This window comes from Xanthovirga aplysinae (assembly GCF_009711365.1).
In the GTDB taxonomy this organism is placed as follows: domain Bacteria; phylum Bacteroidota; class Bacteroidia; order Cytophagales; family Cyclobacteriaceae; genus Xanthovirga; species Xanthovirga aplysinae.
The window spans coordinates 1-11,563 of the sequence record NZ_SMMB01001208.1 but is presented as its reverse complement, the minus strand read 5'-3'; the positions used below and the strand labels follow the sequence as shown (position 1 = coordinate 11,563).

Annotated in this window: 11 protein-coding genes; all 11 read left to right on the top strand. The window is 34.0% G+C overall.

Features of this window, described 5'->3' with window-relative positions; genetic code table 11:
• Window positions 1–228, top strand: a 228-nt coding sequence (locus E1171_RS16985; RefSeq protein WP_222931529.1) for a hypothetical protein, incomplete at its 5' end; no start/stop codon positions are given.
• A 77-nt stretch (window positions 229–305) separates the two neighbouring features.
• The gene (locus E1171_RS16980) at window positions 306–1,634 is read left to right on the top strand and encodes a hypothetical protein (RefSeq protein WP_155207249.1); all 1,329 of its coding nucleotides are present in this window, start codon (window positions 306–308) and stop codon (window positions 1,632–1,634) included.
• A 260-nt stretch (window positions 1,635–1,894) separates the two neighbouring features.
• Window positions 1,895–2,716, top strand: coding sequence for an ABC transporter permease (locus E1171_RS16975; protein WP_155207248.1), 822 nt, complete (start codon window positions 1,895–1,897; stop codon window positions 2,714–2,716).
• 120 nt (window positions 2,717–2,836) lie between these two features.
• On the top strand, window positions 2,837–4,081 hold the full coding sequence (locus E1171_RS16970) for an ABC transporter ATP-binding protein (RefSeq protein WP_155207247.1): 1,245 nt from the start codon (window positions 2,837–2,839) through the stop codon (window positions 4,079–4,081).
• Between the two features lie 167 nt (window positions 4,082–4,248).
• Window positions 4,249–5,475 (top strand): glycosyltransferase, encoded by a 1,227-nt coding sequence (locus E1171_RS16965; protein ID WP_155207246.1) that lies wholly within the window; start codon window positions 4,249–4,251, stop codon window positions 5,473–5,475.
• Between the two features lie 47 nt (window positions 5,476–5,522).
• Window positions 5,523–6,524, top strand: coding sequence for a glycosyltransferase family 2 protein (locus E1171_RS16960; protein ID WP_155207245.1), 1,002 nt, complete (start codon window positions 5,523–5,525; stop codon window positions 6,522–6,524).
• The gene (locus E1171_RS16955; protein WP_155207244.1) at window positions 6,524–7,474 is read left to right on the top strand and encodes a glycosyltransferase family 2 protein; all 951 of its coding nucleotides are present in this window, start codon (window positions 6,524–6,526) and stop codon (window positions 7,472–7,474) included. The genes E1171_RS16960 and E1171_RS16955 overlap by 1 nt, the downstream gene beginning before the upstream one ends.
• A 1-nt stretch (window position 7,475) precedes the next feature.
• Window positions 7,476–8,375 carry a glycosyltransferase family 2 protein gene (locus E1171_RS16950; RefSeq protein WP_155207243.1) on the top strand — a complete coding sequence of 300 codons (900 nt, stop codon included), beginning with the start codon at window positions 7,476–7,478 and terminating at the stop codon, window positions 8,373–8,375.
• 2 nt (window positions 8,376–8,377) lie between these two features.
• The gene (locus tag E1171_RS16945; protein ID WP_155207242.1) at window positions 8,378–9,469 is read left to right on the top strand and encodes a glycosyltransferase family protein; all 1,092 of its coding nucleotides are present in this window, start codon (window positions 8,378–8,380) and stop codon (window positions 9,467–9,469) included.
• Window positions 9,466–10,281: a glycosyltransferase family 2 protein gene (locus E1171_RS16940; RefSeq protein ID WP_155207241.1), complete on the top strand. Its 816-nt coding sequence runs from the start codon at window positions 9,466–9,468 to the stop codon at window positions 10,279–10,281. The genes E1171_RS16945 and E1171_RS16940 overlap by 4 nt, the downstream gene beginning before the upstream one ends.
• Window positions 10,282–10,287: 6 nt before the next feature.
• Window positions 10,288–11,511, top strand: coding sequence for a glycosyltransferase family protein (locus E1171_RS16935; protein ID WP_155207240.1), 1,224 nt, complete (start codon window positions 10,288–10,290; stop codon window positions 11,509–11,511).
• Window positions 11,512–11,563 lie beyond the last annotated feature (52 nt).

The window sequence follows — 11,563 nt, the reverse complement described above, 5'->3', positions numbered from 1 at the left end:
TATTTTAAAAGGATAGGGTTTGAGAAAATGGATAAAAAGGTAAATGAATATTTGAATGCCAAAGGTGTGAAGTATTTTAATTTTGCTGAAAAACAATTTGACGAACTGGCGAATCCCTGGCTTTGGAAGGATAATGCCCATTTAAACTTTGAAGGAGCTAAAATTTTTTCGTCCCTGTTTAAAGAGGATTTAAAGCGTAACAGAAGGCTTTATATGGGGGATTTTTAAGCTATTTCGTGGATTTCTACGACATTTCATAAAGGGCTTATTAGAAAATGTAATTGAGAGGTAAATAACTTAAATTTATGGAACTGAAAGATCTTCTAATAACTCCATTGTTTTTGGTGATAATATATGCTGTAGCATATTTTATTAGGCCATTGGTAAGTGATTCCTTGACACAACGGTATTTTTTCTCGGCATTATCTCTCAAGCTTATTGGGGCAATTGCCTTGGGAATGATTTATCAGTTTTATTATGGCATGGGGGATACCTTTACTTATTTTACCAACGGGAGTAAGTATATATGGGAGGCCTTTTTGGATTCACCATTTAAAGCATTTAAACTTATTTTTCTTGCAAATGGCGAGCATTTTTCTGACACACTGGAATATTCCAGAAATATCTGGATGTACAGAGATTTACCTTCTTATTTTGTAGTTAGGGTAGCTGGTTTTTTTGATCTCTTTACTTTTCATACTTATTCAGCTACTGCTTGTCTTTTTGCTCTCTTTAGTTTCTCCGGTCTTTGGGCAATGTTTAGGGCTTTCCAAGCCTTCTTTCCTATGTTGCATAGAGAATTAGCCATTGCTCTTTTCTTCATTCCCTCTGTCTTTTTCTGGGGCTCAGGGATTATGAAAGATACCTTGACACTTGGTGCTTTAGCTTGGGCGACCTATGCCATAGTTCAGCTCTTTTTTGAGAAAAAACGTTTTTTTAGTTCGGCATTTATTTTTCTGTCAGCCTGTGTGATTTTGTATGAAGTGAAGATTTATATTTTAATTTGTTTTGTACCTGCCCTAGTACTTTGGTTATTTATATTCAACCTGAACCAGGTCAAAAATAAATTTATACGCTATACTACAGCCCCTTTTGTATTATCTATTGCTGCAGGTTTAGCCTTTTTTGCCGTAAAAAAGATTGGAGAAGACAATAAACGCTATTCCTTAGAACAAATGACTAAAACAGCAGAGGCTTCTGCTCGCTGGCTGGCTTATGTCAGTGATGTGGAAGGAGGATCAGGTTATTCCCTGGGAGATTTTGATTTTAGCCCGCCTGGTATGATTAGAAAATTTCCAAGAGCTGTTTGGGTAAGCCTTTTTCAACCGCATCTATGGGAAGTGCGTAATCCTGTTATGTTACTTTCATCTCTGGAAGGCACAGTCTTACTGCTCCTGAGTTTTTACCTACTTTGGAAAATAGGTTTAAAAGCCATTTGGGTACAAAGTTTGGCACATCCTGAGATATTGTTTTGCTTTACTTTTGCTATTGCCTTTGCCTTTGCCATTGGGATAGTGACTTATAATTATGGTTCCTTAGTACGCTATAAAGTACCCTTAATTCCTTATTATTTAATGGGTTTATTTTTTTTAAAATATTATTATGAAAAAGGGCTCAGGAAAGTGAATAAGTAAAATGTAAATGTGGAGTGAGGTATTGATCTAGTTTGAAAATTCAAGAGCACAAAAGACTACTTCAAATTCAAATAAGCTCTCTTTTTCCTCCCAGTAGTGAGGGTCAAAAATTTAGTCGGCTGTGGGTTGATTTGCAGTTATTGAGTATTAGATTTTATTGACTTTTGTGATTCCATTTTTGTTTCAAAACAAAAATGGGACATAAACAATGATAATGACATATTAGTAAAATCGGAAAAAATAGAAAAAAAGAATATTAAATGAATCAAAACAAACTCATAATAGACGCCAATTCAAGCCCTTTTGCTCTCAACCTCAAAGAATTATTTCGATATCGCGATCTCTTTTGGGTTTTGGCTATGCGAGATTTTAAAGTGCGTTACGCCCAAACTTTTTTAGGTTTCCTATGGGCATTCATACAACCTTTGGCTACCCTTATTGTCCTCACCTTTGTGTTTGGCAAAGCAGTGAAAGTAGATACTGGCGGAGTCCCTTATCCTTTGTTTGCGCTTTCTGGCATGGTAGCCTGGACTTATTTTGCCTTTGTGATGAGCCAATCGGGTAACTCTATCATAGGAGCACAGGAGATGGTAAAAAAGATTTACTTTCCACGACTAGTGATACCACTTTCTAAAGCCATAGTGGGTTTTGTAGATTTAGGTATCACCTTTTTATTTATGGTGACCTTAATGATATTTTATGAGTTTGTGCCTTCAGTAAATATGATCTATTTGCCTTTTTTCTTAATCATGGCTGTTATGGCAGCCTTGTCTGTGGGTATCTGGCTCAGTGCTTTAACCATTCGTTACAGGGATTTTCAACATGTGGTACCATTCATGGTACAATTTGGCTTATATGCAACACCAATAGCCTATCCAGCTTCTGCCTTTCCAGAAAAATACCAATGGGTTATGCACCTAAACCCCATGGCAGGAGTGGTTGAAGGTTTTCGTTGGTCCATATTAGGAGGTAACCCTCCTTCCAACTACATGTATTTATCATTTGTTTTAGTTATCCTGCTAGTCTTTTCTGCCTTATTTTATTTTAAAAAAGTGGAAAAAGTAATGGCCGATATAGTGTAATTATGAGTTTTAAAAAATGGGCAAAACATTGTATCAAATGTTAGTCCTCCAAAAAACGAAAAAGATACCCCCTCACTTTGACTGGGATTAGGGGGATGTTCTTCCATATAATATTGATCTATGAGTGATATAGCCATAAAAGTAGAAGGGTTAGGAAAGAAATACCAGATAGGTGATGTCAAAAGTGGGGACTTTAGAAATAGCTTTAGTAATAAAATTAATCGTCTATTCAGGCAAACTGCTGCTACGCCTAAAGAAGAATTTTGGGCCTTAAAAGATGTTTCCTTTGAAATCAAAAAAGGAGAAGCTGTAGGCATCATTGGTCGAAATGGAGCAGGAAAAAGCACTTTATTAAAATTACTAAGCAGAATTACTGAACCTACCCTAGGTCGATTTGAAATCAACGGAAGAGTATCTTCTCTTTTAGAGGTTGGAACAGGTTTTCATCCGGAATTAACGGGTAGGGAAAATGTTTTCTTAAATGGCACCATATTAGGTATGCGCAGGCAGGAAGTAAACGCAAAATTTGATGAGATCGTAGCCTTCTCTGGCGTAGAAAAATTCATCGATACTCCTGTGAAGCATTATAGCTCTGGGATGAAAGTACGCTTAGCTTTTGCAGTTGCTGCCCATTTAGAACCTGAGACTCTAATTGTAGATGAAGTTTTGGCAGTTGGCGATGCGGAATTTCAGGAAAAATGTTTGGGAAAGATGGATGAGGTGAGTAAACAAGAAGGGCGAACAGTAGTCTTTGTTAGTCATAATATGGCAGCTGTGAAAAACTTGTGTCAAAGAGGAGTTCTTTTAAAAGATGGTTTCGTGAGTAAAGATGGGGAAATCGATAATATAGTTAAAGACTATATTAAACTGGGAGTTAAAAATGATTTCAGCCAAATATTAGATTTGACCAGTTTACAAAGGGTTAACCCTCCAATTGATTTAATTTTTGGCCAGATTTCTTTTGATAAGCAGGTTTATACAACAAAGGATGATTTAAATATTTCCCTCTCCCTCAAACAGACTTCAAACAAAACAAGTTTACGGGATTTAAAATTAAGCCTACATATTGTTGATGTATATGGAAATCAAATATATCATTTGAACAATGGTTTTATAGGAAAAGTAGGTATTGAGCATCAAAATAAAAACCTTTATGAGTTTCATTTGAAACAAAATAGATTGAAAGCTGGTGATTATGATGTACAATTATGGATGAGTGTAAATGGTATAGTTCAGGATTTTATTTTTGGACAAATTAAATTAACAATCCAGGAAGGTAATATTTACAATTATTCTAGGGGAAAAATGATTCTTGGAGTTGTACAGCCTGAATTTAGCTTTGAAGTAATAGAACCTTCTATTTAGGTGAATTGAGATTAGAATTTTATGTCAGAAACCATGATTGAATTAGAATTTTTACTTTCAATAAACCTTTTCACTAAATAAATTGGGTTTAAGCAATGAATAGGTGAGTTTGAATACTAATTTTTTGGACTTCTATTTGATTATTAGAATAATTAGATATACTTGAAATGAAAATTGTGTTTTGCCATACTTTAACTACGAAGGCAACCTTTACAGATATGGAACGGAAAGGGGTTTCTGGTACCATGGGTACCATTCTATTAGCCGCAAAAGGTTTGGTGGAATTAGGACACTCAGTATTTATTATAAGTAGTACAACAAATACAAATGATAATGGTATAAAGTTTATTGAGAATAGAGAGGGAAATCAAGGTTTTAAAAAAAAACTTGATAGGTTGGGAGACTTGGATGTTGTAATTGCCGTTCAAAATGCGGCAGAATTATTCCTTAGAGATAAAATTTGTTCTAAACTGCGGGTTATTTTGTTTGAAAACGTATTGGGGAAATCTGATGAAAAATTCTACGAAGCGATTACAAAAAAACAGGTAGATAGAATAGTACATGTTAGTGCTTATCATTTTTCCACTGCATATCCCTTTGTGAAGAAATTTATTCCTAAAAATTTCCTGCTGAATCGATTGAATTATATTCATAACCCAATTGATTTGAAGAAATGTGAACCTTTTAGAGAAAAGAAAAGCCTACAAGATGGTTTGATAATTGGTTTTTCTGGGAATTTATCAAGGTCAAAAGGGTTTCATGATGTGTTACGGATTTTTGATAAGTTTAATAAAATATACCCTAAAAGTGAGTTGAGGGTTTTTGGATCATCCAATTTGTATTACAAAGATGGGGTAAAGTTTGGTAGAACGGGTCTAATAGAATCCTCATATGAAGACGAATATTGTGCTAAATATATTTTTGATGATAAAGGGGAAGCTAGGTCTGAAATTAAGTTTTTTGGTATGCTTCCTAAAGAAAGTTTGTATGAGAAATTAGCAAAATGTCATGTTTTTATAAGTGGTTTGCCTGGCCTTGAAACTTTCTGTGTTGCAATGGCCGAAGCTTTAGGCTTAGGAGTTATGGGGCTTTCGAGGTTTAAAGGAGGACAATCTGACTATATATTAAAAGGTAAAGGAGGGTACCTTGTCAATTTTAAGGATAATGAGTTAGTAAATAGCCTGGTTAAAATTGCTAAGATGTCTGACTTTAAATATATAAAGCAATGTGAACTAGCATGTAATAGCGTAGAGAATTTGGATTACAAGGTGATTGCTTTGAAATGGGAAAAGTTTTTGAAGAAATCTTTGGATAATAAAAGACACTGGTTTATTCAAGATACTCTAATTTCTATATATAAAAGACTCTTGGTTCAAAGTGATATGTATAATTGAAAGAGCCACTTAGTTTATTTTTTGCCTTTTTAAAACTCGAAATATAATTGAATATAGTTAAAAAAAAATCCATAGTCTCTATTATTATTCCAGTCTTTAATAGAGTAAACCTTGTCTCAGAAACTCTTAATTCTGTTCTCGACCAATCATACCAACATTGGGAGACCATTATTGTAGACGATGGATCAACAGATGGAACACAAGATTTAATAAAAACCTTTGTGGAGAAGGATCAACGATTTCACTTCTACCAAAGGGACAGAAAACCCAAAGGGGGATCGGTTTGTCGAAATATTGGTTTGGAGAAAGCTAATGGAGATTATGTGATTTTTTTGGATTCAGATGACCTTCTAGCTCCATTTTGTTTGCAGGAAAGAATGGCCGTTATGAGACAAAACCCTGATCTCGATTTTGCTGTGTTTAATATGGAGAGTTTTAATTATGAAATAGGAGATATTGGGAAATTATTCAATACCTATACTCGGGAAAATCCTCTTTATCGTTTTTTAAGACACGATATTCCATGGCAAACGACTTGTCCAATTTGGGATAAAACCTTTCTAATAAAACTTGGAGGTTTTATAGAGACTTTTCCTAGGCTCCAGGACCCTGAACTTCATACTCGGGCCTTAATGATAGAAGGGGTCAAATACAAAATAGTAGATTACAAAGCAGATTGTTTTTTTAGAATAAATTATAAAAACCTTCCTAATAGAGAGCTTGTTTTAAGGTCTAATTTGGGTTTTTGTCTATATATTGAAATGGTTCTTACTGAGATGGAAAAGTTAAACAGATCTGATACTTCCTCTATAAAAAAGAATCTTAGGAGACTCTTTTTGTTTGCATTCAGAGATTTAGCAATATATAGGGGAGATGGAATGAAGAAGGAGGCACTGGCAATTTTGAAAGTTGCGAAAAGTACTAAACTGTTATCTACAACTGAAGCCTATATTTTCCGTTTTTTACTTCTGCTAACTCAAATGAAGTTTCATAAGGTCAGAGGATTCGGGCGCTTAATGAGTTTTATTAACTATTCAAATTTATCTTAATGTTGATTTCTGTGATAATGCCTGCTTATAATGCAGGAAGTTATATTTCTCAAGCAATCCAAAGTATTCTTGATCAAACCTATCCCAATTTTGAATTATTAATTGCAGATGATAATTCCTTGGATAACACAAATGAAATAATAGAAAGTTATGATGATCCTAGAATAAAGACCTACCATAATGACGTAAATTTAGGATATTTAAAAACTTGTAATAAGCTTCTTGAAAAATGTACAGGGGATTTTATCACTTTTCAGGATGCTGATGATTGGTCAGACTTGAGGCGCCTTGAACTTCTTTTGGGGGAATTTAATAAAGATTCAGAATTAGGGGTTTGCGGAAGTCAATATAAAAAAGTTGATGACAAAGGAGTATGTTTATTTGTTTCAAAGTACCCTTTTGATTATCGGACAATTAGGGAGATCATTCCTAATCAATATTTGTTTCTTCCTGGAAGTGTGATGTTAAAACGAGAAGTTTATGAGAGTTTTGGAGGATATCATGAATATTTTGATCGATGTGGATATGAAGATGTTTATTGGTTGTTTAAAATAATATTGAATTACAAAATAATAAATATTAATCAAGCATTGTATTATTACCGGTTTAATCCGTACTCAATTACCAAATCATTTAGTGTACAGAATATTAAACAGTTGTATATTCAACAAATTACGTCTTTTCTTATTCGACAAATACTGGATAAAGGAACAAATATTTTGGAAGAGGGAGGTAATGAGGAGATGAAAATACTGGAAGAAAAATTCATGACCCCTTATTTAAACGACCCTTCAAAAGCTTACAGAGAATTTGCCGCTTCGCATATGTATTGGAAAAGATATAAATTGGCCCTTTCTTCTTCTTGGCGAGCTATTAAAGTATCTCCTTTTAAAATTTTAAATTATCGTACACTTTTATATTGCTTTAGAAAAGCATTACTGAATAAATAAGATGGAAATAAGTGTCATCATCCCTACTTTTAATCGCTCCCATCAAATCCAGGAGATTCTGGATGCCTTGGAAAAACAATCTTTAAAAAAATTTGAAGTGGTAGTGGTTAATGATGGTTCCACAGATAATACTAAAGAAAAAATCGAGGAGCTAAGATCTTCCTATTCCTTTTCTTTAAGGGTGCTAAATTGTAAAAATGGAGGAAGATCGGTAAGTAGAAATATAGGGGCAAAAGCAGCCAAAGGAGAACTATTAATATTTTATGATGATGATACTCGACCAAACCCTGATTCGATACGTACTCACTTTGAATTTCACCAGCAACATAATAGAGCAATATTAGATGGTCCTGCCTATTATGACAAATCCCGTTATTATGATGATTTTCATTATTATAGAGCTTTAATTGAACATAGGTGGTATGGGGCTAAATTAGGAGTAAGTCCTAAGGAAAAAGCTAGCATAAATGGCCCTAACTTTTCTATTTCTAGAACAGTTTTCATTGAAATGGGGATGTTAAATGAAGATTTGACTGATTCGGAAGATTTTGAATTAGCTTTTCGGGCTGTACATCAACATAATCTTACAATTTACTCAGACAAAAGGACTTGGGTTTACCATGATGATTATAAAAATTTAGAAGAATATATCAACCGAAAATATATATGTAGCTTATCTGCCAGAGAAATGATAAAAAAGAATCCTGAAATTTTAAAACTGTATGCTTCTAAATATCAATTTTCTCCTTCTTTTTGGAAAAGTCCTATGTTTAAGTTTTTTCGGAACCAAAGATGGATTAAACTTCTTTCAAACGACTTATTTAGATCTTTTTTACCTTTAAAATTGCGGTATAAATTATATGATTTAATAATTACATCTAATACTGTTTATAAGCCATAAGTATGCAGTTAAAGAATAAACCTATCCTACTTATATCCCCCGAAGCCTGGGGTAAAAGCTATGTTTCAAAGCATCACTATGCCTTAGAGCTGGCTAAAAAAGGGAATGAGGTGTATTTCCTTAATCCGCCTTCTTCCTCTTTTAGAATAAAGCAGTTAGAATTTGGTGTCAATATCATAGATTACAGGCCCATATTCAGAGGGTTAGGAAAGATCCCATCATTTATCAGTTCATATCTAACCCGTATCGAATTATTGAATATTGAGAAAAAAATTGGTAAACAATTTAAAGTAATCTGGAATTTTGACTCATCTCGTTTCTTTGATCTTAAGAAATTGAGAAAAGGGGTACTTAAGATTGGTCATATCGTAGATCTTTCTGAAAATTTACAAAGACATCGTTTGTCTAAATCAATGGATATAGGATTTTGCACAACTGATTTTATTCAAAAAGAAATGCTCCCCTATAATTCTAAGGTTTTTAAGGTGCATCATGGTTATAGACCTCCTGAAAAATTCGAAACACTTCCTATAATTAAGGATGAAAAAGTAAAAGTTGGCTATGTCGGGAATCTCAGTATTAAATACTTAGATTGGGATATTATTTATAAAATAGCCAAAGAAAATTCTGAACTTAACTTTTACTTTATTGGCCCTGTTGGGAAAAGTAATATTTCTAATACAAATAAATTAGATCCCTTTTTATTAAAAACTCAAAGCTTAAAAAATACCTTTTTTTTGGGAGCAAAACCTTCTAAGGAAATACCTGCTTACTTGGAGCTTTTTGATATACTACTTTTAGCTTATAGAGTCCAACAATATAGAGAGCAATTGGCTAGTCCTCATAAAGTAATGGAGTATTTAGGGGCTGGAAAAACAATTTTGGCTAGCTATACCGACGAATACAAAGACAAATCGCATCTTCTTGAAATGGTTGAAAATAATGCAGAACTTCCACTGCACTTTCAAGAGGTGGTAAGCCAATTAAATGACTACAATTCTAAGGAAAAAAAGGACATTAGAATAGCCTTTGCTATGGCAAATACATATGGGGAACAAATAAAAAGGATAGAAAATTTAATTGCTAGCTTATGACTAAGCATAGAAATGTATCTCTTGTCTCCATCATCATGCCAACCTATAATGCTTCCCAATACATTAGTGAAGCCATTACCTCTGTACTTAATCAAAGCTATGAGCATTGGGAATTATTAATTATTAACGATGGAAGTACGGACCAAACTGAAAAGCAGGTTCTAAAAATTAAAGATTCTCGTATTCGCTATTTCAAACAAGAAAATAAAGGAGTAAGTGCTGCTCGAAATGTTGGATTAAGAGAAATGAAAGGCGATTACTTTTGTTTTTTGGATGCAGATGATACTTACCCTAAAGATAGTCTAAATGCTCGTATTAAATTTTTTATCAAGTTCCCTGATGCATTTTTTGTGGATGGAAGGGTGGATCTTTATGATCATAATATGAAAGGTGTTATCAAGTCAAGTATCCAATCTTTTAATGGCCCGCCTTTAAAAGCGTTATTAAGGCTTGATCCCTCTGTTTTTTTTGGTCCTTCATGGATGATTAGGAGGGTAAAAGGAAAGAACTATGCTTTTATTGAACAAATGACCCATTCTGAGGATTTGTGTTTCTATTTATCAATTGCAAATGATGGTTTATACAAGACAGTTGATCAATGTATTTTGAATTACAGAACAGGAAATGCTTCTGCCATGTCCAATTTAAAAGGCTTAGAGGGAGGCTACAGACAGTTAGTGAAATATGTGAAAGAAGAAATTCCTTGCAATTATTATGACCGGTTCTATTTATTGCTAAAAACACGGAAAATCATGTTTCTCTCCTATTTAGCCGATCGTCAATTTTTAAATGCCTTAAAAGCTTTGTTTTAAGAGACCATGAAGCAAAAAACAATATTTGTCTTTGCCTACTACAGCTATAAAGACCCTGTTTTTCAAAGTGCTGTACTTCCTTATTTTGAAAACTTTCCACAAAAAGAAAAGTATCGATTTGTATTATTGACTTTTGAACAAGATCGGTATACTCTTTCAAATGAAGAAATTAAAAGTATTCGAAAACTACTATTAGATCACAACATTATATGGTACAAAACTAAGTGGCATTCCGGCCGTTTTAAATTGTTGAAAAAAGCTTTTGATTTTGTATGGGGTTTTATCCTGTCCCTCTTTTTAGTTTTAAGGTATAAAGCAAAATTTATTTATTCCGAAGGTTTTCCTGGGGCCATCATTAGCCATTTTTTGGCTCGTTTTAGCCGAAGAAAACACATCGTTCATACCTTCGAGCCTCATGCCGATTATATGATCGAATCAGGGGTTTGGTCAGCAAAAGACTGGGAGGCAAGGTTTTTGAAAAGGCTTGAGTTAAAAGTGGCTAATGATTGTAGTCATATTTTTACAGCTACTAATGCCATGATTGAGAAGCTCACTGGGTTAGGAGTAAAGGCCCAAAAGCATCGAGTCCCTTCCTGTGTCGACTTATCCCTTTTCAAGTTTTCTGAAGAAAAAAGAACGTGCCTAAGAAAAAAATATCATATTGCAGCCGACGAATGCTTAATCGTATATCTTGGCAAATTCGGGGGGATGTATATGGAGGATGAACTTTTTGATTTTTTTGCTTACTGCAAAAATAAAGGAAAGGTAAAATATAGGTTTTTAGTGCTTACTCCTGATGCTCATCAAATGGTAAAAGAAGTAAGTGCTAAGAAGGGTATAATTGATGGGGAGTTGATTGTGGAAACCTTGCCCAAAGAAAAAGTACCCGATTACCTTTCAGCAGCGGATTTTGGCTTTGTTGGTATTAGGTCAATTTCCAGTAGAAGGTATAGTTCACCGATAAAAGATGGGGAATACTGGGCCTGTGGTTTGCCTATTATTATTCCGGATGGAATATCTGATGATTATCTGCTGGCCGAAGAACATCAAATAGGGATAAGATTAAAGGGTTTGTCTGAAGATTCCTTTGCTATTACCTTAAAGCAAATGGAAGCGATTTGGGAGCAGAGTGATCTCGAAGCTTATAGAAGGAGAAGTCGAGCATTTGTGCAAAAGGATAGGGATGTGGAGAAGTATAAGGAATTGTATGAAAAGATTTTTTCTTCCTAAGTGAACAGTTTGTTTTATTTAATCTGAGTTGATAATGCTTTTTAATTCTGTT

Coding starts and splice junctions, on each gene's coding strand:
- E1171_RS16980 (WP_155207249.1), top strand. CDS start 306: ATGGAACTGAAAGATCTTCTAATAACTCCATTGTTTTTGGTGATAATA.
- E1171_RS16975 (WP_155207248.1), top strand. CDS start 1,895: ATGAATCAAAACAAACTCATAATAGACGCCAATTCAAGCCCTTTTGCT.
- E1171_RS16970 (WP_155207247.1), top strand. CDS start 2,837: ATGAGTGATATAGCCATAAAAGTAGAAGGGTTAGGAAAGAAATACCAG.
- E1171_RS16965 (WP_155207246.1), top strand. CDS start 4,249: ATGAAAATTGTGTTTTGCCATACTTTAACTACGAAGGCAACCTTTACA.
- E1171_RS16955 (WP_155207244.1), top strand. CDS start 6,524: ATGTTGATTTCTGTGATAATGCCTGCTTATAATGCAGGAAGTTATATT.
- E1171_RS16950 (WP_155207243.1), top strand. CDS start 7,476: ATGGAAATAAGTGTCATCATCCCTACTTTTAATCGCTCCCATCAAATC.
- E1171_RS16945 (WP_155207242.1), top strand. CDS start 8,378: ATGCAGTTAAAGAATAAACCTATCCTACTTATATCCCCCGAAGCCTGG.
- E1171_RS16940 (WP_155207241.1), top strand. CDS start 9,466: ATGACTAAGCATAGAAATGTATCTCTTGTCTCCATCATCATGCCAACC.
- E1171_RS16935 (WP_155207240.1), top strand. CDS start 10,288: ATGAAGCAAAAAACAATATTTGTCTTTGCCTACTACAGCTATAAAGAC.